Annotated in this window: 23 protein-coding genes; 13 read left to right on the top strand and 10 right to left on the bottom strand. The window is 59.9% G+C overall.

What is annotated here, in order from left to right:
- The first annotated feature begins 128 nt into the window (after positions 1–128).
- The 4 genes from hemW to BUE15_RS15650 all read left to right on the top strand — a co-directional run bounded on the left by hemW (position 129) and on the right by BUE15_RS15650 (position 3,527).
- Positions 129–1,271, top strand: coding sequence for a radical SAM family heme chaperone HemW (gene hemW / locus BUE15_RS15665; RefSeq protein WP_073287166.1), 1,143 nt, complete (start codon positions 129–131; stop codon positions 1,269–1,271).
- Positions 1,272–1,420: 149 nt separating this feature from the next.
- Entirely contained in the window at positions 1,421–1,915 is a 495-nt protein-coding gene (locus BUE15_RS15660; RefSeq protein ID WP_073287164.1) for a hypothetical protein, read from the top strand.
- 43 nt (positions 1,916–1,958) lie between these two features.
- A complete protein-coding gene (locus BUE15_RS15655; RefSeq protein WP_073287161.1) occupies positions 1,959–2,618 on the top strand; it encodes an alpha/beta fold hydrolase in 660 nt (219 codons plus the stop codon).
- 141 nt (positions 2,619–2,759) lie between these two features.
- Positions 2,760–3,527 carry a cyclase family protein gene (locus BUE15_RS15650; protein ID WP_073287158.1) on the top strand — a complete coding sequence of 256 codons (768 nt, stop codon included), beginning with the start codon at positions 2,760–2,762 and terminating at the stop codon, positions 3,525–3,527.
- Positions 3,528–3,597: 70 nt separating this feature from the next.
- Here BUE15_RS15650 and rpmA read toward each other — a convergent pair whose 3' ends face one another.
- Together rpmA and rplU are read right to left on the bottom strand one after the other, a co-directional pair.
- Entirely contained in the window at positions 3,598–3,885 is a 288-nt protein-coding gene (gene rpmA / locus BUE15_RS15645; RefSeq protein WP_073287156.1) for a 50S ribosomal protein L27, read from the bottom strand.
- Between the two features lie 99 nt (positions 3,886–3,984).
- Complete coding sequence (rplU, locus tag BUE15_RS15640) at positions 3,985–4,290, bottom strand: 50S ribosomal protein L21 (RefSeq protein ID WP_073287153.1); 306 nt, start codon at positions 4,288–4,290, stop codon at positions 3,985–3,987.
- 472 nt (positions 4,291–4,762) lie between these two features.
- Between rplU and BUE15_RS15635 the strand changes: the two genes are divergently transcribed.
- From BUE15_RS15635 to BUE15_RS15605, 8 genes are all read left to right on the top strand, one after another.
- Positions 4,763–5,725, top strand: a complete 963-nt coding sequence (locus BUE15_RS15635) for a ribonucleoside-diphosphate reductase small subunit (protein ID WP_073287150.1) — start codon at positions 4,763–4,765, stop codon at positions 5,723–5,725.
- A 508-nt stretch (positions 5,726–6,233) separates the two neighbouring features.
- Complete coding sequence (locus tag BUE15_RS21670; protein ID WP_139252337.1) at positions 6,234–6,671, top strand: hypothetical protein; 438 nt, start codon at positions 6,234–6,236, stop codon at positions 6,669–6,671.
- Positions 6,672–6,977: 306 nt separating this feature from the next.
- Positions 6,978–9,359: a ribonucleoside-diphosphate reductase subunit alpha gene (locus BUE15_RS15625; RefSeq protein WP_073287145.1), complete on the top strand. Its 2,382-nt coding sequence runs from the start codon at positions 6,978–6,980 to the stop codon at positions 9,357–9,359.
- A 76-nt stretch (positions 9,360–9,435) separates the two neighbouring features.
- The gene (locus BUE15_RS21665) at positions 9,436–10,236 is read left to right on the top strand and encodes a hypothetical protein (RefSeq protein ID WP_139252336.1); all 801 of its coding nucleotides are present in this window, start codon (positions 9,436–9,438) and stop codon (positions 10,234–10,236) included.
- 455 nt (positions 10,237–10,691) lie between these two features.
- The gene (locus BUE15_RS15620; RefSeq protein WP_073287142.1) at positions 10,692–11,390 is read left to right on the top strand and encodes a hypothetical protein; all 699 of its coding nucleotides are present in this window, start codon (positions 10,692–10,694) and stop codon (positions 11,388–11,390) included.
- 386 nt (positions 11,391–11,776) lie between these two features.
- Positions 11,777–12,796, top strand: a complete 1,020-nt coding sequence (locus tag BUE15_RS15615; RefSeq protein WP_073287139.1) for an alpha/beta hydrolase family protein — start codon at positions 11,777–11,779, stop codon at positions 12,794–12,796.
- A gap of 679 nt (positions 12,797–13,475) precedes the next feature.
- Positions 13,476–14,435, top strand: coding sequence for a pectinesterase family protein (locus BUE15_RS15610; protein ID WP_073287136.1), 960 nt, complete (start codon positions 13,476–13,478; stop codon positions 14,433–14,435).
- A 107-nt stretch (positions 14,436–14,542) separates the two neighbouring features.
- Positions 14,543–15,154, top strand: coding sequence for an Hsp20/alpha crystallin family protein (locus BUE15_RS15605; RefSeq protein WP_073287133.1), 612 nt, complete (start codon positions 14,543–14,545; stop codon positions 15,152–15,154).
- A gap of 86 nt (positions 15,155–15,240) precedes the next feature.
- Here the strand turns inward: BUE15_RS15605 and BUE15_RS15600 are convergent, their stop codons facing one another.
- The 8 genes from BUE15_RS15600 to BUE15_RS15570 all read right to left on the bottom strand — a co-directional run bounded on the left by BUE15_RS15600 (position 15,241) and on the right by BUE15_RS15570 (position 21,793).
- Positions 15,241–15,657 carry a hypothetical protein gene (locus BUE15_RS15600; RefSeq protein WP_073287130.1) on the bottom strand — a complete coding sequence of 139 codons (417 nt, stop codon included), beginning with the start codon at positions 15,655–15,657 and terminating at the stop codon, positions 15,241–15,243.
- A 234-nt stretch (positions 15,658–15,891) separates the two neighbouring features.
- Complete coding sequence (locus tag BUE15_RS15595; protein WP_073287127.1) at positions 15,892–16,230, bottom strand: hypothetical protein; 339 nt, start codon at positions 16,228–16,230, stop codon at positions 15,892–15,894.
- Between the two features lie 165 nt (positions 16,231–16,395).
- Entirely contained in the window at positions 16,396–16,701 is a 306-nt protein-coding gene (locus tag BUE15_RS15590; protein WP_139252335.1) for a hypothetical protein, read from the bottom strand.
- 184 nt (positions 16,702–16,885) lie between these two features.
- The gene (locus BUE15_RS15585; RefSeq protein WP_073287121.1) at positions 16,886–17,299 is read right to left on the bottom strand and encodes a hypothetical protein; all 414 of its coding nucleotides are present in this window, start codon (positions 17,297–17,299) and stop codon (positions 16,886–16,888) included.
- A gap of 118 nt (positions 17,300–17,417) precedes the next feature.
- The gene (locus tag BUE15_RS15580) at positions 17,418–17,786 is read right to left on the bottom strand and encodes a BlaI/MecI/CopY family transcriptional regulator (protein WP_073287118.1); all 369 of its coding nucleotides are present in this window, start codon (positions 17,784–17,786) and stop codon (positions 17,418–17,420) included.
- A 95-nt stretch (positions 17,787–17,881) separates the two neighbouring features.
- Complete coding sequence (locus BUE15_RS22025) at positions 17,882–18,022, bottom strand: hypothetical protein (protein WP_170865284.1); 141 nt, start codon at positions 18,020–18,022, stop codon at positions 17,882–17,884.
- Between the two features lie 518 nt (positions 18,023–18,540).
- Positions 18,541–20,640, bottom strand: a complete 2,100-nt coding sequence (locus BUE15_RS15575; protein WP_073287115.1) for a M13 family metallopeptidase — start codon at positions 20,638–20,640, stop codon at positions 18,541–18,543.
- Between the two features lie 85 nt (positions 20,641–20,725).
- Positions 20,726–21,793, bottom strand: a complete 1,068-nt coding sequence (locus tag BUE15_RS15570; protein ID WP_073287240.1) for an NADH:flavin oxidoreductase/NADH oxidase — start codon at positions 21,791–21,793, stop codon at positions 20,726–20,728.
- Between the two features lie 437 nt (positions 21,794–22,230).
- Here BUE15_RS15570 and BUE15_RS15565 point away from each other — a divergent pair, with 437 nt between their 5' ends.
- On the top strand, positions 22,231–23,085 hold the full coding sequence (locus tag BUE15_RS15565) for a pirin family protein (RefSeq protein WP_073287112.1): 855 nt from the start codon (positions 22,231–22,233) through the stop codon (positions 23,083–23,085).
- Positions 23,086–23,215 lie beyond the last annotated feature (130 nt).

Raw genomic sequence — 23,215 nt, 5'->3', positions numbered from 1 at the left:
GGAACACAAACGCGAAAACGCGCATTTAATTTCCCGAATGTACTTCCGCTCCTGCGAGCGGGGCAAAACCGGCAGGCACTACCGCTCCGGATGCTACTGCGTACGGCCGCGCCCCCGCGCCCCCTTCCATGCCCGGACTCTACCTCCATATCCCTTTCTGCAAGCAGGCCTGCCACTACTGCGACTTCCACTTCAGCACCAGTATGGCCCTGAAAAGCCGGCTGGTGGAAGCTCTGACGCAGGAGCTGGCATTGCGTGCCGATTACCTAGGCCCGCAGGCCACGCTGGAAACCATCTATTTCGGCGGGGGCACTCCGTCGTTGCTCACAGCGGCTGAGCTGGACCAGATTTTCGAGGCCATTCACGGGCACTTTCGGGTGGCGCCCGATGCAGAAGTCACGCTCGAAGCCAACCCCGACGACCTCACGGCCGAGAAAGTACGCGAGCTGGCGGCTTCGCCCATCAACCGGCTTAGCATCGGGCTGCAGAGCTTCCACGAGCCGCACCTGCGCCTGATGAACCGGGCGCATTCGGCGCAGGAGTCCACGGCGGCGGTACGGCTGGCGCAGGACGCGGGCTTCGGGAATATTTCGGTGGATCTGATTTACGGCGTGCCGGCAGACAGCCACGCCATTTGGGAGCAGGATATGGCCACGGCTTTTGCGCTGGGCGTGCCGCACCTGTCTTGCTACGCCCTCACCGTGGAGCCCGACACCGTGTTTGGCCGCCGCCAGCAGAAAGGCACGTTTCGGCCCCCGCCCGACGATTTTGTGGCGCAGCAGTTCGAGATGCTGCTGCTGGAAATGGCCCGCCACGGCTATCAGCAATACGAAATCAGCAACTTCTGCCGGCCCGGCCGCGAGTCGAGGCATAACTCGGCGTACTGGCGCGGCGTGCCGTATCTGGGCCTCGGGCCCAGCGCGCACTCCTTCGATGGCAGCAGCCGGCAATACACCGTAGCCAACAATCCGCAGTACGTGGCGGCGGTGCTGGAGCGGGGCGAAGTGCCGGCCACCGTGGAGCACCTCACGCCCCTGGACCGCGCCAACGAGTACCTGATGACCAGCCTGCGCACCGCTTCCGGCACCGACCTGCGCCACCTGCGCGACACACTGGGCGTAGACTTGCTCGCGCAGCAAGCCGCTTATCTGCGTGAGCTGCAGGACACCGGCCTTGCCAGCCTCAGCCCGGATAACGTGCTGCGCCTCACCGACAAAGGCAAGCTGCTGGCCGACCACATCACGCTGACGCTGTTCCAGAGTGCCGACTAGATGCGGTGCCGGCTAGTCGGCAGTACGGGTAAATTTCTTACTTTCTTACCGCGCTTGCTCTCTGGCAGTTTGAGCCGGCGCGGCGGCGTACGTGGCATTTTAGGTGGTGCGGCGCGGCAGAATCTGAAAAATCCGCGTAATCTTCGATTATGAGAAGACTGATTGATGCCCTGGCCGACGACACAGACTTTTTCATCGAGCAGGTGCAGATAACTGCCATTGTGTTCGATAATTCGGATGACGTGACCATCTGGGGCACCACGCACTTCGACCAGGAGCCGCACTTCTTCCACCTGGGCCTGCAGTTTCAGCAGCTCGATTTGCTGCTTCGTCTGGCTGCCGACCGGGCCGGCAAGCTGCAGGAAGACGTAGCCGAGGCGCTGGCCACCGTCACGGAGTGGCCCTGCCTGCTGGAATACACCTCGGAAACGGAGCCCCCCGTGCCGCTGCCCAACGTAGCGCTGAAACTCTCCTGCACCTACCCCGCCGATGGGCCTTTCGAGGAAGGTGAGGAAGAGGACGAGGCGGAGGAAACCTTCGACATCAACGTAGACCCGGAAACAGAAGACGCGGAGGAATTTGAGGCCGGCATGCCCCACAACATCTTCTATCTGGAAGGCGTGTTTCTGCGCGTGGAGCCGTAAGTAACGCTGCTTAGCCAGCAGCGCACTACCCTTGTCACACAGTATGTTCTATCTTATTCCCGGGCTGGGCGCCGATGAGCGGGTGTTCCGCAACATTCTGCCGCTGCTGCACGGCCCGGCCCAGGTGCTGCACTGGCTTACGCCCGCCCCCGACGAAACCCTGCCCCAGTACGTGGCCCGCATGGCCGAGGCCATTCCGACGGCGCAGCCCTGCCTGCTGGTGGGCGTGTCGTTTGGCGGGGTGGTGGCGCTGGAAATCTGCCGGATCCGGCCGCTGGCCCGCGCCATACTGGTGAGCAGCGTGCCCGATGCCAGCTGCCTGCCGCCGCTACTACGCCTGATTCGAGGGAGCCGAGCGTACCGGCTGTTTCCGCCGCAGTGGCTGAAGCTGTTTCCGCGGGCCGGGCAGTGGTATTTCGGGGTCAAGGAGAAAGAATATCCGCTGTTCAAGGAGATTCTGCGCGACATGGAGCCGCGCTACACCCGCTGGGCCATTCACCGCCTGCTGCACTGGGACAGCACCAACGTGGGCCGCGGCATCCAGATTCTGGGCACCCACGACCGAGTATTTCCGCCCGGCCCCACGCCCGTCGACTACCTTATTCGGGGCGGTGGCCACTTCATGATCATCAGCCACGCCCAGGAAATTGCCGACATCCTCAATCGGCTGGCAGTTGAAGAAACTGAGGTGATGAAGCAATGAAGGAATGGTGATGAGGTGAATTGGGATGAGGTGAAAAGTGACGTGATGCTCACGAAACCCTATTTTGCTTCTTCACCTTCCGGTCGTCCCCTGTCACCTCATTACGGCCCACGTCATCACGTCATCACCAACTAACAACCAATGCTCGCCACCTACCCGCACCACGGCCGCACGTTTTCCTTCAACCCGGCCGCACCGCTGGATATTTCGCTGCCGCTGGCGCCCGGCGAAAACCAGGTGAACTGCTTCTGGGCCGAGCCGGTGCAGTTTGATGTGATTCGGGTGGGCAGCTTTGTCGGCAGCGTGGCCGAGGGCGGCAGCACCAACTACAAGCGCGTGCACCTCACGCCCCACGGCAACGGCACCCATACCGAATGCTACGGCCACATCTCGCCCGACCCGCAGGCGACGCTCAACCGCAGCCTGCGCCGCTTCCTGTTTGTAGCGCGGCTGGTATCGGTGCAGCCCCGCCGGCAAGCCGATGGCGACGAAGTAGTGCTGCTGGAAGATTTTCGGCGCGAGCTGGAAGGCGGCCCCGATGCTGCTGTGCGTCCTGAGGCCATCATCCTGCGCACCATACCCAACCACAAAGCCAAGCGCACCCGGCAGTACTCCGGCACCAACCCCACGTACCTGGAGCCCGCACTGGCGCACTATCTGGCCGAGCATCATATTGAGCACCTGCTCCTCGACCTGCCCAGCGTAGATCGGGAAGAAGATGCCGGACAGTTGCTGGCGCACCATGCGTTCTGGCAGTACCCGCACGCTACCCGCCAACACGCCACCATCACGGAGCTCATCTTTGTGCCCGACGAAGTAGAAGACGGCCTGTACCTGCTCAACCTGCAGGTCACGAGTCTGGAGCTGGATGCCAGTCCCAGCAAACCAGTGCTCTACGCCCTGACCTGACAAAGCCGCAACGCAAAAAGGGACGCCCCGCGAGAGGCGTCCCTTTTTGTAGAACGAGAGCAGTCAGAAACTACTCGGCAGCAGCTACTTCAGCTACTTCGGCACCGGCAGTTACTACCGATACGAACGAACGGTCTTTGCGGCCCTTGCGGAACTGCACCGTGCCGTCTACCATAGCGAACAGCGTGTGGTCCTTGCCGATACCCACGTTCTGGCCGGGGTGGTGCTTGGTGCCGCGCTGACGCACGATGATGTTGCCGGCAATGATGCTCTGCCCGCCGAAGATTTTAACGCCCAAACGCTTGGATTCCGATTCGCGGCCGTTGTTGGAGCTACCTACGCCTTTCTTGTGTGCCATGGTATTGTTAAGTTGAGAGTTATCAGTTGCCGGTTGCCAGAACGTTGTAGCCGAATCCTAAACAGACTGGCAACTGGCAACACAAAACAGGCAACTCAATTACCCGATGCTGTTGATCATTACTTTGGTGAACTGCTGACGGTGGCCGTTCAGCTTCTTGTAGCCCTTGCGGCGCTTCTTCTTGAACACCAGAACTTTGTCGCCCTTTACGTGCGCCAGGATGGTGCCCGTAACGGCTACGTCCAGCAGCGGCGAACCAATGGTGATGGTGCCGTCGCTATCCGTGAGCAGTGCTTTACCCAGCTCCACCGTGTCGCCGACATTGCCAGCCAAGCGGTGGGCGTATACAAATTTATTGGCTTCGACTTTCGTCTGCTTCCCAGCTATGTTGACAATTGCGTACATCGGCGTCTTCGCGGTTTCTGAAAAATGGAAGGCAAAAGTAGAAGGATCATTTCATATATCCAAACCCTAACTCACTAAACATCATTACACAGGCCTTCTGAGCCTCTGGGCAGGGATATAAGAAGAACACGCCAGCGGGTACGCGAATAGCTTTTTTGTGGAAAACATTGATTGTCCACAGATGATTTGTGGATAACTTTTCCAAAATCGGGCTTTTCACTATCTTTTTTGGGTGTTTTTGGGAAAGACCACTACTCCCGGGAGAACAGGCTATACTCAAAAATTAACAGAGAAAAAACGGGTTTGCCTCACCAGGCATCCCATCAGAGGGGGTTATATTTGGTGCTCCACCCCGCAGCTGTGCCGGCCTGCCCACCTGAACAAACCGGTGCGCGGTGGGGTTGTCAGCCGCCGGATTGCCTCTGCCAATCCGCTGGTTTTGCCGCATTATTCACCCGTTACGTCTTTGCTTATGGAACCCTTGCTCACCGAAAACCCTAACCGCTTCGTCCTCTTTCCCATCCAGCACAACGATGTGTGGCAGATGTACAAGAAGGCCGAGGCCTCGTTCTGGACCGCTGAGGAAATAGACCTGTCGCAGGACCAGAAAGACTGGGAAAGCCTGAATGATGGGGAGCGGCACTTCATCAGCCACGTGCTGGCGTTCTTCGCGGCCTCCGACGGCATCGTGAACGAGAATCTGGCCGTGAACTTCATGCAGGAAGTGCAGATGGCTGAGGCCCGCTGCTTCTACGGTTTCCAGGTGATGATGGAAAACATCCACTCCGAAACCTATTCCCTGCTGATTGACACCTACATCAAAGACCCCAAGGAGAAGGACCGCCTCTTCAACGCGCTGGAAACCGTGCCGTGCGTGAAGAAAAAGGGCGAGTGGGCCATCAAGTGGATCAACTCCGAGAACTTCACGGAGCGCCTGATTGCTTTTGCCGCCGTGGAAGGCATCTTCTTCTCAGGCTCGTTCTGCAGCATCTTCTGGCTGAAGAAACGCGGCCTGATGCCCGGCCTGACGTTCTCCAACGAGCTGATTTCCCGCGACGAAGGCCTGCACTGCGACTTCGCCTGCCTGCTCTACGAAAAGCACCTGCAAAATAAGCTGCCCGAGAGCCGCGTGCACGACATCATCAAGGACGCGGTGCAGATTGAGCAGGAGTTTGTGACCGATGCGCTGCCCGTGAACCTCATCGGCATGAACGCCAAAACCATGAGCCAGTACATTGAGTTTGTGGCCGACCGCCTGCTGGTGAGCCTGGGCTATAGCCCCATCTACAACGCCACCAACCCCTTCGACTTCATGGAGATGATTTCGCTGCAGGGCAAAACCAACTTCTTCGAGAAGCGCGTGGCCGAATACCAGAAGGCCGGCGTGATGAGCGAGCGGACCGAAAATGCCTTCTCGCTGGACGAGGAGTTTTAAGCATTTCACTTCCTGAGACGAAAGCCCGAAGCTCACTTGCTTCGGGCTTTTTTGTGGCCATATATAGTCCGATTGGAGTAGTGCGTTAGGATTCAGTATGATAAAATGGCTATACCACTGGCTGAGCCAGAAGCTTCGTTGGGTGAATATTGGGCTAGCCGTAGTGGCATACCTAGCCAACCTGCTGTTGCTGCAGGTGTTTTGTCAACCCGTGACGTGGGCAACGGCGGTGTTAGTGGGGTTTCTCGGCGCTTTCCTTGGCTGGCCTTGGCTACGGAAACCAGTGCCCCTGTTGCGCTACCCAGCGCTATTTCTGCAAGGCGTGGGCCTACTGGTGTGCGCTTATTGCAGCTGGTTCCTTGGGCTAAGCAGCTACATTCTTAGTCTGGTGACCGGGTTTCTGCTTGTCCCGCTGCTCGCCTGGGTGCCCGTGTTTTTTGCCGCCCAGATAGTACATAGAGCGCGGCGAAGCCCGCTGCCGGGTGCGCGGGCAGTGGTAGCGGCGGGCATGTTGACAGCCTTGCCGGTGGTGGCGTGGGGCGAATGGCAGTATCAGCAGGTGGTCCAGGCAGTTCGGCAGGTGCCACCAAACCAGCACGACCGGTTCTTAGCACTGGCAAACGTGCTGCCCCGATCCTACATGACCGAGCGGCTGGTAGGCATTGGATTTCGGTATCATCTGCTGGCGGAGTACATCTATGACGGCTGGCGCCCGCCCTTGCACGACCCACTCGTGAACGTGCTAGTGCGGTGGCATGGGCACCACCCGATTCCATTTCACTCGCTGAATGAACAGGTAGCTATGTATCAGCAGCTGTTTCCGGGCTGGCCGGTGAAGGCGGACTGCGTGTGTGCTTTCACCTATGATGGCCGCTCTTACTACCGCTGGCGGCCGGGCATTGATAGCTGGGGGCCGCCGGATGCCGCTCTAAACCCTAGGCAGTAGCAGGCTCCACAACTACCTACAGACAATAGCACTTCCCCGCCAATTTGCCAACCTGAAATTCCTGGCGCAAGCCCGGCTATATAGCTGCCCCTGAATCACGAAAAAGCGGCTGAACTGCACTGTTTTACGCTTATGTGGAAAACTTCTGAAAAGAAGGTTTGTCCTACAACCCAGATAGAAATATCTTCCGCTATCAATGCATGCTGCCCGCCGCTGAACGGGCACTTTTGGCGCCTCTTCTGAACTATTGCCGGGCTCTTGGCTGAGCCGGTAGCAACATACTCCAACACTCCACATCACACGTCTATGCTGGTACTCAAACGCGACGGCCGCCGCGAATCCGTGAAATTCGACAAAGTCACGGCCCGCATCGAAAAGCTCTGCTACGGCCTCAACCAGAATTTCATTTCCCCAATTGAGGTAGCCAAGAAGGTTATCGACGGGATTTACGACGGCGTGACGACCGTGGAGCTGGACAACCTGGCCGCCGAAACCGCCGCCTCGCTCACCACCAAGCACCCCGACTACGCTATTCTGGCTGCCCGCATTGCCGTCAGCAACCTGCACAAGGTCACCAGCAAGTCGTTCAGCAGCACCATGAAGCGGCTGCACACCTACGAGGATCCCAAAACCGGCGAAAACGCGTCCCTGATTGCGCAGGACGTGTGGGAAATCGTGCACGCCAACGCCGCTACCCTCGACTCGGCCATCATCTACGACCGTGACTACAACTACGACTACTTCGGCTTCAAGACGCTGGAGCGCTCCTACCTGCTGCGCCTCGACGGCAAAGTGGTAGAGCGGCCCCAGCACATGATTATGCGCGTGGCCGTGGGCATTCATAAGGAAGACATTGCCGCCGCCATCGAGACCTATAACCTCATGTCGGAGCGGTGGTTCACGCACGCCACGCCTACGCTGTTCAACGCCGGCACGCCCAAGCCCCAGCTCAGCTCGTGCTTCCTGCTCACGATGAAGGACGACTCCATCGAGGGCATTTATGACACCTTGAAAAACTGTGCGTTGATTTCGCAGAGCGCCGGCGGCATTGGTTTGGCCGTGCACAACGTGCGCGCCACCGGCTCCTACATCAAAGGCACCAACGGCACCTCCAACGGCCTCGTGCCCATGCTGAAGGTGTTCAACGATACGGCCCGCTACGTGGACCAGGGCGGCGGCAAGCGCAAAGGCGCCTTCGCCATTTACCTGGAGCCCTGGCACGCCGACATCTTCGACTTCCTGGACCTGAAGAAAAACCACGGCAAGGAGGAAATGCGCGCCCGCGACCTGTTCTTCGCCCTCTGGACGCCCGACCTGTTCATGAAGCGCGTGGAAGCCAACGGCGACTGGACCCTGATGTGCCCCAACGAGTGCCCCGGCCTCGATGAGTGCTTCGGCGAAGAGTTTGAGAAGCTGTACTCGAAGTACGAGCGGGAAGGACGCGGCCGCAAAACCATCAAGGCGCAGGACCTGTGGTTTGCCATTCTGGAAAGCCAGACCGAGACCGGCACGCCCTACATGCTGTTCAAGGATGCCGCCAACAGCAAGAGCAACCAGCAGAACCTGGGTACCATCAAGAGCTCCAACCTCTGCACCGAGATTATGGAGTACACTGACGAGAACGAAATTGCCGTGTGCAACCTCGCCTCGCTGGCCCTGCCCCGCTACGTGCGCCCCGACGACGCCGGCAACCTCATCTTCGACCACCAGAAGCTCTACGACGTTACCTACCACGCCACGATGAACCTCAACAAGGTCATCGACATCAACTATTACCCCGTAGTGGAGGCCGAGCGTAGCAACCGCCGCCACCGCCCCATCGGGCTGGGCGTGCAGGGCCTAGCCGATACGTTCATTGCCCTGCGCATGCCCTTCGAGAGCGACGAAGCCAGCGGCCTGAACAAGGACATCTTCGAGACCATCTACTTCGCGGCCATGACGGCCTCCAAGGACCTGGCCATCCGCGACGGCCACTACGAAACCTTCCCCGGCTCGCCGCTGAGCAAGGGCAAGTTCCAGTTCGACCTCTGGAACGTGACGCCGGACTCCGGCCGCTGGAACTGGGACGCGCTGCGCGCCGAGGTAATGGAGCACGGCGTACGCAACTCGCTGCTGGTAGCGCCCATGCCAACGGCCTCCACGGCCCAGATCCTGGGTAATAACGAGTCGTTTGAGCCGTACACGAGCAACATTTATGTGCGCCGCGTGCTCAGCGGCGAGTTCATGGTGGTGAACAAGCACCTGCTGAAAGACCTGGTGAAGCTGGGCCTGTGGAACGAGCAGATGAAGACGGCCATCATTGCCGCCAACGGCTCGGTACAGGACATTCCCAACATCCCGCAGAACATCAAGGACCTCTACAAGACGGTGTGGGAGATTTCGCAGCGCCGCATTATTGATATGTCGGCCGACCGGGGCGCCTACATCTGCCAGAGCCAGAGCCTGAACCTGCACGTGCAGAACGTGAACTTCGGCAAGCTCACCAGCATGCACTTCCACTCGTGGAAGAAGGGCCTGAAAACCGGCATGTACTACCTGCGCACCAAAGCCGCCGCCGACGCCATCAAGTTCACGGTGCAGAAGCAAGCCGCCGAGACCCTGGAGCCGCTGAACGTATCGGCCCAGAACGCCTCCGACATGGCCTGCTCCCTGGATAACCCGGACGCCTGCGAGGCCTGCGGGTCGTAGAAAAATATTTAATCACCTCAAAAGCAAAAGAGCTACTTTTTAAGTAGCTCTTTTGCTTTATGAAGTTAAGAAGGATATGGAAAAATTTGCTTTAAAAAGAGAATCAATTCTCAATAAAATTCCTACGCAATTAGACCCACGCCAAGCATTTCTAATAGACGGAATTCGGATTTCATTTGAAATAATTGAAGAGGAACTCGTTTTACTTGAGCACAAACTTTCAATATTCAGTACCGAAGATGCACGGCCTAGAATATCTTCTCTTTTTACAAGTGTGTGGAACATTATTGATAGCTCTGCAAGACTAAAACGTATGCTTGAGTCCATAGGTATATTTTCGATTGAGCCGGCCATGAAGAACTTGTTTGATGAGATTTTTTTGGTAAGACATACTTTTCAACATCTGGATGAACGCATCGATGAATTATTTATAGATAAGGGAAACCCAATTCTAGGCCAACTCAGCTGGACGTATTCTGTTTCTGCTGAAGAAATTAAAATGTTTATGGTAAAATCAGGGATTGATCACAAGCATAATCCACAAAGAATAAGTTTGAATTTATTGTCAAACTACAGAATCGGAATCAACGAGTTGGCATTAACAGCATTTAAAAGGGTCGGTAAAAAGGTGTTCGCCACAACGGAAATTCAATTTGATTCTCTTATTCAAAACTTAAATATGCTTGTTGAAGCAATAGAAGCTAGACTTGAAAACAATAACGTCCTATTTTCTGCAACAGCCGGATTCTCTAATACTAGGCATTGGGTTGGATTAGTGAATCAACTAAATTGCAGCAAGGCTTCTAACGGAGGACCTCATATCAATCAATCTATTACATACGATGATTTCGGTTTAATTAATTTTGAACAGACATAAACAGAAGTAACAAGCTCGCAATGGGTGTTTTGAAATAACTGGAGCTTCGCCAGCCGCTGCCGCCTCGGGCGCGGCTGGTTTGTTTCTGAGCGTACACTACTATCGTATTTTAATAGTAGTTATACGTGCGTCAGTGGAAGCTCTGAGAAGCCCCCAGAGCGCCGAAACGAATGTTTCTATCCCCTGAGGCCGCCTCAGTGCCCGAAACCGAATGGTTTGGGTGAGCGAGGCGGCCTCAGGGCTTCCAACCGATTGGTTTTGGGCCGTGAGGTCGCCTCAGGGCTCCGAACCGAATGGTTTCAGGCAGTGAGGCGGCCTCACGGCTCCGAAACCATTGGATTTGCGGAGTGAGGCGGCCTACTGGCCTGAAAACAGTTGATTTTGCGCGGGCAGGTATAGTGCAGCTTGCGCGGAATCAATATCTTATGGCCAGTATTCACTTTACCCCATTATCTATGCTTACCCCCACTACCGAGGGTCCGAACGCGGCTCCCCAACCCCCCACCATCCAGCGCACCAGCCAGCTGCCGGCCTCCGATGTGGCGCTGTCGGCGCTGGCGACCAAAGCGGCCGATGCCTGGACTACCTCGGCGCTGCCGCCGCTGCTGTGGCTTTCCAAAGCCGAGTTCACAACGCTGGCCGCCGCCTACGCCCAGGGCCGCGACGCCGCCGATGCCGCCGGCGACCAGCGCAGCCCGCAAAGCCAGCGCCTCAAGCAGCTAGATAAGCTATTCGACAAACACCTCCGGTACGTGAAAGGCTACCTCGCCGAAGCCCACGACGAAGACGAGGGCCGCAGCTACTACCCCGAGTTCGGAATTACGCGCGAAAACAAAGTATACAGCCTGCCCAGAGCCCGCACCGAGCGGGTAAAGTCGCTGAACAAGCTGCTGAAGGCCCTCCCGGCCCACGACCTGGACAAGAAGAAGTACGGCACCGCCTTCTGGCAGCCGCTGGTGCAGGAGTACGCCCAACTGGTGCAGGCCAGCACCGACACGGCCGGGCAGCGCAGCGCGCAGGTGAGCAGCAAAGACCAGCACGAAGCCAAGGTGCGCAAGGCCCTGCGCGCCCTCATCCATCACCTCAAAGCCAACTACCCCGACACCTTCGAGGCCCAGCTCCGCGCCTTTGGCTTCCAGAAGGAAAGCTACTAGGGTATAGAGCGTCCTGCTGAAGAACGTCATGCTGAGCCTGCCGAAGCATCTCGCGTGCTGACGTTACTTCACTAGCCCAGGGTTTAAACCCTGGGCTACGGAGCGGTTGCCGGTTAACGATTTATCAACGTCAGCAGGACGTTCTACTTTTCCCTGGCTTCCCTGGCGCGGGTGTAGTCGAAGCCGTAACCCGTGCCCACCCTAAATGAAGGGGAGGCTGCACCTCCACTGCCGCACCGCGGCAAACCAACACCGCGCCGCCTGGGGAAATCCGGGCGGCGTTGTTGTGATAGTCAGGCGGTTTTCTTCGGAAAGCGGGCCGCATTGAATACCATATTTACTTACTATTGAAGCACTATACACTCACCTTATAGCTGGAAAGAATAATGAAATGGATTCGTCGGGTGCTGCTGGTGGTGCTGGTACTGGTTGTTGGGTTTGGGGCAGTTATGGTCTGGACGGCGTTGCGCACGGAGCGGCCGGTAGGCTTCCAGCTGGCGCGGGCCACTGACCCCGACGGCAAACCCCTGGCCGTGGGCATCTGGTACCCCACCCAGGCCCGCCCCTGGCCGACGACGTGGCTGGGCCTGGGCCTGATGGAGGTAGCCGCCGATGCGCCCGTGGCGGGCCGCAGCCTGCCGCTCGTGGTGATTTCGCACGGCAACTCCGGCGGCCCCGGCAGCCACGCCGACCTGGCCCTGGCTTTGGCCAACGCGGGCTACATCGTGGCGGCCCCCATGCACAGCGGCGACAACTACGCCGACCAAAGCGCGGCCGGCACGGTGGGCTGGCTGGGCGGGCGCACCCGGCAGCTGCACGCCACCCTCGACTACCTGCTCACGAGCTGGCCGGGGCACGCGCAGATCAACCCCGAGCGGATCGGGGCGTTCGGCTTCTCCGCCGGCGGCCTGACCGTCCTGACCGCCGTGGGGGCCCAGCCCGACCTGCGCCTGATTGCCAAACAGTGCACTGAGTCGTCGCCGGAGGCTATCTGCAAGCTGCTCCGCGCCGGCAACTCGCCCTTGCTGAACCCCGCTGAGGCGGCGAAGGGCAACCGCTACCAACCCGATGCGCGCATCAAGGCCGCCGTGGTAGCCGCCCCCGGCCTGGGCTTCACGATGGGTCCCGGCGCCCTCGCGGCCGTGCGGGTGCCGGTGCAGCTGTGGAGCGGCGACCAGGACACCGTGGTTTCCTATGCCACCAACATCCAACAGGTGCGGGAGGCCCTCGGGGCCGGGGCTGAGTTTCATGCGGTGCCGGGGGCCGGGCACTTCTCGTTTCTCGCGCCCTGTGGTCCGCTGGCCCCACCGCTGCTCTGCACCGACCAGGGGCAGTTTGATAGAACAGTCTTCCACCAAAGCATGAATGCCAGCGTCATTGCCTTTTTCGAAAAGGCCATTCGCTAAGTGTGGGGCGCAGGCCGTTGCGCCGACTTGGCTACCGCCTGCGCTGACGCGGGTGCAGCGTCAACTACCTTCTTCCTGGTCATCACACGGCGCCCAGAAGGAAAGCAACCAGCGGCGCTTCCTCTTTCCTTCCTGCTTCTACTCTACGCCCGCATCCTCGGCCCCAGCCGGAGTGCGGGCGTAGTGGCGTTGTGCGGCGCGGCTAGTTGAACGCAATGCTGGTAATGACGCACCGGCCTTGTTGCTGGGTGGTGGCAAACTCCCATTCCGGGGCGCATCAACGCGCATCAACGTGTGCATGTTGCCGCTATACTACCTGCCCGACTTACTGCTGCTCCGCCGGCTGGCCGGTGGCGGCTGCGGGAAGATTAGGTCTGGCCCCGCGGGCAGGTAGCCGGGACAGCTCAGCATCAAATATTTTCATAATGCCTGCCACCTGTTTATTATACAAATCAAAATATATTAGCGGTGCTCATTCTGCTACTGTTCAGGTGCTATATCCAGCTAGGTATTTTTCGGGTCGGCTCCCGGCTGCTGCCCCGAAAAGAAGGCGAACTATGCCCGCACAGAAGCCCTTGGGCATTACGCGGCTCTTGCTGGCCCATGACGGAAGTCACGCGCAGCTGGCGGGAGCTGTCCTCCACCCCGCTTCGCCCTTCCACCCACCCTTCTTTTCAATATGAAAAAAATTCTATTCTTTGTCATCATTCTACTAGCTACCGTCCGGCATCTGCAGGCGCAGCAGCTCACCGTAGCGCAGGACGGCAGCGGCACCCACCGCACCGTGCAGGCCGCCCTCGATGCGGTGCCCGTCGGCAACAAGTCGCCGATTACCATCTTCATCAAGAAAGGCACTTACAAGGAGAAGCTCAACCTGGCCAAAAAGCAGAATTTCGTGCGGCTCGTGGGCGAGTCGGTTGAGGAAACGGTGCTGGTCTACGACGACTACAACGGCCGCGTGGTGGAAGGCTCCGATAAGCCGCTGGGCACGTCGGAGGCGTCCTCGTTCCGGGTGTTCGGCAACGACTTCTCGGCCGAAAACCTGACGTTCCAGAACTCGGCGGGCCTGCTGGGCCAGGCCCCGGCCATGTGGGTCTACGGCGACAAGGCGCAGTTCCGTAACTGCCGGTTCCTGGGCTTCCGCGACACGCTCTACGTGTATGGCTACGGCAGCCGCCAGTACTACCAGGACTGCTACATCGAAGGCACCACCGATTTTATTCTGGGCTCGGGCACGGCCTGGTTCGAGAACTGCACGCTGTTCTGCAAGCCCAAGGGCACCTGCATCATGGCCCCCTCCACCCCCGACACCGTGACGTTCGGCTTCGTGTTTCAGCGCTGCACCATCACCGGCAACGCCCCCGACGGCTCCTACTTCCTGGCACGGCCCTGGAAACCGTTCGGCAAAGCCGTGTTCCTGAACTGCGAGATGAGCCCGGTAGTAGCGCCCAAAGGCTGGGACCATTGGGGCAAGGAAGACAACAAGCAGGAGTCGTTCTTCGCCGAGTATAAGTCAAAAGGGCCGGGCGCCTTACCCAAGCAGCGGGCTTCCTGGTCGCGGCAGCTCAACCCGCAGCAGGCCGCGTTCTACACGCCCAGCTCGGCCATGCACGGCTGGTCGCCTTCCCTGGCCGAATAGGGCTGCGGCTTCCGGCAAAAACAGGGTTCAGGAGTGAAACAACGGTATTTTCGTCTGCGTATCAGGGGCGCTTGTGTTCGTTTGTTTCACTTCAACCTTTCACAGCCATGGCTATTCAAAAGTATCAGGACTCGTTTTCCGATCTGTCCTCTTCGAGCTTCAGCACCATGCTCGACCGGTTTTTCAGCGACTCGCTGGCCTCACGCGGCCGCGTCAGCAGCTTCTCGCCGCACCTGGACGCCTACGAAACCGAGAGCAGCTATGAAGTAGAAGCCGCCCTGCCCGGCCTGAAGCGCGAAGACATCAAGGTGGATTTCCACCAGGGCCGCCTCACCATTTCCGGCGAGCGGAGCTTCCGCAACGAGCAGAACCAGCGCCGCTACCACCTGGTGGAAAGCTCCTACGGCTCGTTCAGCCGCTCCCTGCAGCTCCCCGACACCGTAGATGCCAGCCGGATTGAGGCCAGTTTCGAGGACGGGGTACTGCGCGTGAGCGTGCCCAAGGACGAGCAGAAAACCCGCCGCCACCAGATAGAAGTGCGCGGCGCCCAAAGCAGCACTGCCCAGAACCAGGGCCAGATGTCGGAACGCCTCAGCGAGCAGGCCACCGACGCGGCGGTGCAGTCGGGCCAGAGGGGCGGCGGCACCGAGCAACGCAGCGGCTCCGCCGCTGCCGCCGAAATGAAGAAGCGGCCCAAAAGCTCCGGGGTAGGCGCCTAGCCAATCCCGGCACCAGTAGAGCAAAAGAGGGCCTTGCCGCTAAGGGGCAGAGCCCTCTTTTTGTGTCAGCAGGCTATCAGGCAGCCCTATTTTTGCTGCAGCAGCCACGCCACTGCTTCCGCATCGGTTTCGAAAGAGCGATACGTAAGGGCTGAGGCGGGAGCCTGCGTTGTGATATACGCGGTGGCCAGGCGCACCATCACGTCGGTAGAAACCACTACAGCGCCATAGCGGTAGCCGGCTTTTACTGCCTGGGGCAGCCATTCCTGGGCCACCCACTCCTGCTCCTGCGCGGAAAAAGGGGGCATGTTCAACTGGTTGATAAGGATGCGGCTCCACTGGTTGTGGCTCAGGCCGCGCATCATGTGCACAAATACGGCCCGGGTGTCTTCGGGCTGGCGCATCACCGGGTTCCAGGTAGTGCGCAGAAAACCAGCCGGGTCTTCTTCTACCCGGCCAGCAGCATTCTCAAAATATACGCGCAGGCGAAAGGCTCGATCCATAACTATAAAGGTAATACCGGTACCTACATCTATTGTTTGGAGGGCTAGCGTTTCTTCAGGGCTCCGGTGCTGTAGTATCCGGTAGGCGCGACTTCCAACTCTGGTATCTTGTCTGAGCAGCCATGCCGATGCTGGGGACATTGTGCCAGCAATAATACCTTGCACAGAAGCGCCCTATACGGAAAAAGCCCCCAGCATTGCGGCCGGGAGCTTTTTTGTGTAGACGTACGTGCACTACTGTTTTTTTCCGGGGGCGGCAGCAGGAGCCGGGGCGGGTGTAGCCAGCGGCGGAGCGGGCACAGGCTGGCGGAGCAGCCGGTCCTGGTCGGCGGTGGCTTGGCGGGCCGGCTCGCCGGTAAGGCCCGGCGCGGTGTACTTACCGCCCTGCCCCGCAGAAGTGCTGGTAGCGCCAGATGCGGTAGATGGCGCCGGCATAGGCGTATTGGGCGGCGGTACCTTCACGGCCCCCAGCTTGCGCTGCGTAGGAGCAGTAGGAGTTCGGTTTTGGGCAGTAGCGGCGCTGCCAGCTAGTAGGCTCAGCACCAGCGTCGTGGTAAGCAGATGGTATTTCATAAGGCAGGAGCATAGGATTCAGCTTCCTATACGGCGTTGCGGCCTGCCTCGGCCACCCAGCGGCCCACCGTTGCCCCTACCGCACTATTTACTGACTAGCCTAAAAAAAGCCGCCGCACCTTCCCAGTCAGGAAAGTGCGGCGGATAGCAGCAGCAATAGGCAGCTTACTCGACGCGCTTGGGCATGGTTCCCGTTGGGGCATCTACCTTGATGACGCCTTTGGGGGCAACTGCTTTCTGCTTTTGCTTGCGCATGGCCTTGCGGCGGGCGGCCCGGCGACGGAAGAAGCCCAGCTTGCGCTTCTTGCTGCGGCTGTTGCCTTTGTAGCGCTTGTAATTAGGCCGTGGAATGGCGGTGCTTTCCGAGGTGCCAGTTAAGGCAATGGCTTCGGCTTCAGGGGCTGCCTGTACGGCGGCGGGCTCCAGCAGTGCTATCAGCACGCACATGAGCAATAGTATTATTTTATTCATACAAGGAGGGAAAGGAGACTGTTGAGTCGGCGTCGTAAGCAGGCTTGCCTGCTCAAACGAGCTTACTCCACGTAATATTGGCCATTTTCGGGCCAATTTTCTGCTTTATATCTATAGTCCTATCCATTTTAGGATAAGGGCTATATTTTAACATTTCTTATATCCGGGGTGGCCAGCGCCGGAATTAATTCCGCGACATAAGCCAGCGCACTGCCTCTCCTTCATCTATGAACTGATTGAGCGAGCAGTAGTCGCCGTGGGTGTACGGCAGCGCAGGCAGTGTATCGTCGTGTACATGGTCGGCCTGGTAAGGCGCAATCAGGAAGGCCAGGTAGACGTGCGCGTTCAGGTGGCGGCGGAGGGTGGGATAAAACTCGCTGGTGAGCCAGTGCACATCGCGCACATCTACCTGTACCCGGCGGCGCGAATCCACCAGCCAGCGGGTACAGCTGGCACAGGCAGCGGCGTAGCGCAGCATTTCCTGGTAGCCGGCCCGCAACTCATGCGACTGTGTGGGGCGGGTCCAGCGGGCGGCCACAATGCCCAGGTCGGGTCGGTGGCTCAGGCTCAGAAAGTCAAGCTGATTGGTTGGCGTCATAGACAGTACGACCGGCCAGGTCAGGGTGCGGATGCGCAGAATTACGGCTTCTTGCGGCTTTGTGTTCGAATGCAGCGCTGCAGACCACGCTCAGCACCCCGATGGGCAGGCCCCGCTGCTACAGCCGCAGCCGGCGGCTATCGGTCATGTCGATGATGTCCTGCAGCTCGTCGGGGCTGATTTTCTGCTCCTGCGCCAGAAACAGTACCAGCTCCTTATAAGAACCCCGGAAATAGTCGGTTACCAGTGCTCCTAAGTGCTGGCGCCGGTATTCCTCGGCCGTAATGCTGGGCACAAACCGGTAGGTATTGCCGAGTTTGCGGCTGCTCAGGTAGCCTTTGCGCTCCAGATTGCGCACGGTAGAAGCCAGCGTAGTGTAAGGAGGCCGGGGCACCGGCAGCAGCTCCATCACTTCTTTGATGCAGCCGCCGCCAAACTTCCAGAAGCCACGCATAGCTTCCTCCTCCGAGAGTGATAATCGTTCCATATTTCTCTACGAAATTTTCGTAATTCTACGAATAAATCGTATTAACTCATTCACAGCAACTTGCTGTATCTATAATATTTTGGCCGCCGGTTTTTTTAATCCTGCTGGAGCCAGGAACAGGCTGATGCCAAGTCCTCGAAAGCGGCCATGAAGGGCTGGGGCGTGCTGATCAGGGTAGCGTCCAGGGAAAAGCGAGCTGCCAGGGCCTGCGGATAGACGCAGGCGAGGTAACGCACGCCCTGCTGCGCCAACTGTGGGAACAGCGCCTCGCCAGCCCACTGCTCCCGACCCGCCCAGCTCGTAGCCGCGAACTGGGCATCATTGAGGAGCTTGGTGCAGGGCTGCTGCTACAGGCACTTTAGTAGCAGCTCCCAGCCTCCGGCTGCGGCCTCTTCTGAATAGCGGCCGCGCCAGCGCACATATAGCCACCGAGCGGCGGCGTCGTGCCAGATCTGCACCGCGCTGGTAACCCCCAGAAGGGTTGTGCCGCTGTCTTCTAAGGAATAATGGCCAGTAAGTGAATCGGGCTAAAAGTATGGGTTAAATAGCAAACAGCCAGCAATTTGTTGCATCCTCTTTGGGCAAGCCACCGGGCTGGCCCGACGGTGGCGACACAGCCCATTGGTAGTGGAGCAAGCGGCGCTGAGGCGGCCTCAGTTTCCTGCTGCGGTGCTTATCAATTATAAAGCAGGGCCGCCCACATGAGGCGGCCCTGCTTTATAATGGTGCAAGACGAGTAAACCCTGCGGCGGGCTTACCAGATCTTGGCCCGCTCACTTTCGCTGCGGACCATCTTCTGGCCTTCCTGGCAGCCAAAGGCTTCGTAGAACTGCGGCATGTTCATGAGCGGCCCGATGGTGCGGTACTGGCCCGGCGAGTGGGGGTCGGTAAGGATCTGCTGGCGCAGGGCCTGCGGCCGGATGTTCTGGCGGCGCAGCTGGGCCCAGCTCAGGAAAAAGCGCTGCTCCGGCGTGAAACCATCAATAACGGGGCGCTTGCCGGCGCCGTACTGCTTGTCGAGCTGCTTCTGCAAAGCGCCGTACACAACGGTAAGGCCGGCAAAGTCAGCCAGGTTTTCGCCCATGGTCAGCTTGCCATTCACATACACCGAGTCCAGCGGCGAGAAGGCGTCGTACTGACGGCCCACCACGGCGGCGCGTTTCGTGAATTCGGCCGCGTCGGCGGGCGTCCACCAGTCGCGCAGGTTGCCCTGCGAGTCGTACTGGCGGCCCTGGTCGTCGAAGCCGTGCGTGATTTCGTGGCCGATTACGCCCCCAATAGCTCCGTAGTTCACGGCATCATCGGCGTTAGGATCGAAGAACGGCGGTTGCAGGTAGCCGGCCGGAAACACAATTTCGTTCATCGGCGGGTTGTAGTACGCGTTGATGGTGGGCGGCGTCATGCCCCATTCGTTGCGGTCAATCGGGCCGCCGTACTTCTTCACGTTCTGGGCGTAGTTCCACTGCCGGGCCGCCAGCACGTTCTGCAGGTACGACTCGCGTGAGATGCTCAGGGCCGAATAATCCTTCCACACGTCGGGGTAGCCGATTTTCACGCGCAGCGCGTTCAGCTTTTTCAGGGCCTCCTGCTTGGTGGCGTCGCTCATCCAGGTGTTGGTCTGGATGTGCTCGGCCATCGACGCGCGAATGTTGGTCACCATGTCGAGGGCCTTCTGCTTGGCTTCGGGCGAAAACGCCTTGTCCACGTACAGCTGCCCGAAGGCCTCGCCCAGGGTGGCATCGGTGGCGGACAGCATGCGTTTCCAGCGTACCGGCTGCTGCCGGGCCCCGCTCTGCACCTGCGCAAACCGGAAGGCTTCGTCGCTGTAGGCCTTGGGCAGCGCCGAAGGCACCGAGCTGACGAGCTGCCAGGTGAGGTAGGTTTTGGCATCGGCCAGCGGGGTGGCTTTCATCACCGCGCTCAGCTCCTGAAAGAAAGCCGGCTGGCCCACAATCACCTCTTTGGCCGCGCCCAGCCCGTTGGCAGTCAGCAGCACCGGCAAGCCCACGTTGGGGTACTGGCGCTGGAAGTCGGCCACGCTCATCTTGTTGTAGTTGGCCTGCGGGTCGCGGAGCTCCACGCGGGTTTTGCTGGCCTGGGCCAGGCGCTTTTCCAGCGCCAGCACCGCCTGGGCCTTCTGCTTGGCCGCCGCCTCCGAATCCCCCATCAACCGGAACGTGTTGGTCATGTAGGTGATGTAGGCCGTGCGGATGGTCGTGGAGCGGGCGTCGTCCTTGAGGTAGTAGTCCCGGTCGGGCATGCCCAGGCCGCCCTGGTTGAGGTTGACGGCGTACACGGTGCTGTTTTTGCGGTCGGGCCCGACGCCGGCCCGGAAGAAGGCGCCGGTACCCAGCATCTGCTGGCGGGCCAGGGTGGCGTGCAGGCTTTTCAGGTCCTTGATGGCCGCAATGCGCTTCAGCTCCGGCTGCAGATACGTCAGGCCCGCCTTTTCCAGCGCCACCGAATCCATGCCGGACGCGTAGAAGTCGCCGACCTTCTGCAGGTTGGTGCCCTTGGGCGCGGCCGTGTTGGCGGCGGCCTCCTCCAGAATCTGGCGGAGCATGGCCTGGGTCCGGTCGTTGAGCAGGTTGCGCGGGCCCCAGCTGGAGGCATAGCCCGGAATTGGGTTGTTTTTCAGCCAGTTGCCGCCCGAAAACTGAAAGAAATCCTCACACGGCGAAACCGACGGATCAGTGTCCTTCGGGTCGATGCCAACACCTTTAATAGAGGCTACCGTTTCGGTAGAGGCTGCCGGGGGCGCGGTGGCAGTGGGCGCGGTCTGGGTGGAGGCGCAGCCGGCCAGTGCCAGCAGGGCCGCGGTGCCCCAGGGCAATAAGGAGTTGGTGTTGGTCATGGGAAAGCAGAGCGAGGGTTGATGGAGTACGTGGGCTAAGGTCGCAGGCGAAGGGCAACAGGTTGCGGCCCGCCCGTTTCGGCTGCTACCGGGGGCGGGCCCGCAGGTACTGGTCGGGCCAGGTGATGGCCGCGCCCAGCTCGTGGGCGGCGTGCAGCGGGAAGTACGGGTCGCGTAACGACTCCCGGGCCAGCAGCACCAGATCAGCCTGGCCCGATGCCACAATCTGCTCGGCCTGCCGGGCCTCCGTTATCAGGCCGACTGCGCCCGTGGGCAGGCCGGTTTCGCGGCGCACCCGCTCAGCAAACTCTACCTGGTAGCCCGGGCCCACGGGAATGGGCGCTACGGCTACATTGCCGCCGGTAGAGCAGTCGAGCAGGTCAACTCCCTTCTGCTGCAGAATGGCGGCCAGCGCCACCGTATCCTCGCTGGTCCAGCCGCCTTCGGTCCAGTCGGTGGCCGATACGCGCACCAGCAGCGGCAGGTGTTCGGGCAGCACGGCGCGGGTGGCTTCCACTACTTCCAGCAGCAGCCGGATGCGGTTGTCGAAGGAGCCGCCGTACGCGTCGGTGCGGTGGTTGCTCAGGGGCGAAAAGAACTCGTGCAGCAGATAGCCGTGGGCCGCGTGCAACTCAATCACCTCATAGCCAGCCGCCAGCGCCCGCACCGTAGCCGCCTGAAAGTCGGCCACTACCTGCCGGATTTCGGCCAGGCTCAGGGCGTGCGGGGTGGGTTCTTCGGGGGTGAAGGGCTCGGCACTGGGCGCTACGGTGGTCCAGCCGCCGGCCTCGGCGGGCACTACGGCGCCGCCTTTCCAGGGGCTGCTGTGGCTGGCTTTGCGGCCCGCGTGCGCCAGCTGAATGCCGGCCACCGCGCCCTGCGCCCGGATAAAATCGGTGATGCGGCGCAGAAACGGCACGTGCTCATCTTTCCAGATGCCCAGGTCGTCGGGGGTGATGCGGCCTTCGGGCGCTACGGCCGTGGCTTCCTGAATAATCAGGCCCGCCCCACCCACGGCCCGGCTGCCCAGGTGCACGAGGTGCCAGTCGTTGGCGAAGCCATCCTGGGCAGTATACATGCACATCGGCGAAATAGCAATGCGGTTGCGGAGCGTGATGCCGCGCAGCGTGAGGGGCGAAAACAGACTTGACATAACAAAGTGGTTGTTCGATACAGAAGCGAATAACTCCCGGCTAAGGGTCTGGGTTTTCGGGCCGGCGCCAGAGCGGCGGCCGGAGCGGCGGTTTGAGGCGGGGCGAGGCTTTGTTCTCGGCTTCTTCGGGTTGAGGCGCATTTTCACGGGCCGGGTGTCGAGCGTCACGGTTTCCATACGGTCGGCAGGAGTTGCGGAGCCAGGGCGCTCAGCAGAAGCAAGAGCACAAGTAGCTTTTTGGTCGTCATGGCTGATGAAATAACGAGCACACCAGAAACACTACTTTCTAACCGTCAGGCCTTAATCCTGCTGTTTAAAGCCGGGTGAGCAGCGGGCCTGCTGCAGCGGCAACACAAAATCCGGCTTTTGGCAAACATGTGGCGCGCTTTGGGGTAGTAGTCTGCGAATCCTTTTTCGGCCCCTCCCGGCCCGGCTTTATGCGCACCATCAAGCAGCAGCATCGCGCCATCAGCGCCCCCATCGACGACCTGGTTACGTACCGCGCCCTGCCCACCCGCGCCGTCGAGCACCTCGACCCGTTTCTGTTTCTCAACCACCACGGCCCGCAAACCTACCCGGCGCCCAACCGGGGCCTGCCCTTCGGCCCGCACCCGCACCGGGGCTTCGAAACCGTGACTTTTATTCTAAACGGCGACATCATGCACCAGGATTCGGGCGGGCACCAGAGCGTCATCGGGCCGGGCGGCATTCAGTGGATGACGGCCGGCAGTGGCCTGATTCACTCCGAAATATCGTCGGATGAGTTCAAGCGCACGGGCGGGCCGCTGGAGATTCTGCAGCTCTGGGTGAACCTGCCGGCCAAAGACAAAATGACCGCGCCGCACTACACCGGCCTGCAGGAACCGGAAATTCCGACGGTTTCGCTGGATGAAGGGCGCGTGCTGGTGCATGCCGTATCGGGCGAGTGGGCCGGCACGGCCGGCGCCGTGCAGCCCCTGGCCGACGTGCAGCTGGCTACCATCAACTTCCAAGCAGGTGGCCGGCTGAGCCTGAGTATTCCGGCGGAACGCACGATTTTCTTCTACACCATCCGGGGCCGGCTGCGCGTGAACGGGCAGGAAACCGAAGCACGCCAGCTCGTGGAATTCAATTATGACGGCGACGAGCTACAGGTGGAAGCCTCGTCGGATGCGGTGCTGCTGCTGGGCCACGCCCGGCCGTTTGGGGAGCCCATTGTGGCGTATGGCCCCTTCGTGATGAATACCGAAGCAGAAATCCGGCAGGCATACCAGGACTACCAGGCCGGCAAGTTCGGCGTCTGGCAAGGCTGAGCCACCGCAGCCTGGTTTTTTTGAAAACCAGGAATTAATCAGGCTCCTCACTAAGGTAAAACAGTGCTGAGGGCGTCTGCCAAAACAGAAAGTGCTGCCGGCTTGCCGGGAGCAGCCCACCCGGAGAGCC

This window comes from Hymenobacter psychrotolerans DSM 18569, assembly GCF_900142395.1.
GTDB classification, from domain to species: Bacteria; Bacteroidota; Bacteroidia; order Cytophagales; family Hymenobacteraceae; genus Hymenobacter; species Hymenobacter psychrotolerans.
The sequence above is the reverse complement of the archived record's forward strand: the minus strand, read 5'-3'. Positions and strand labels throughout refer to the sequence as shown.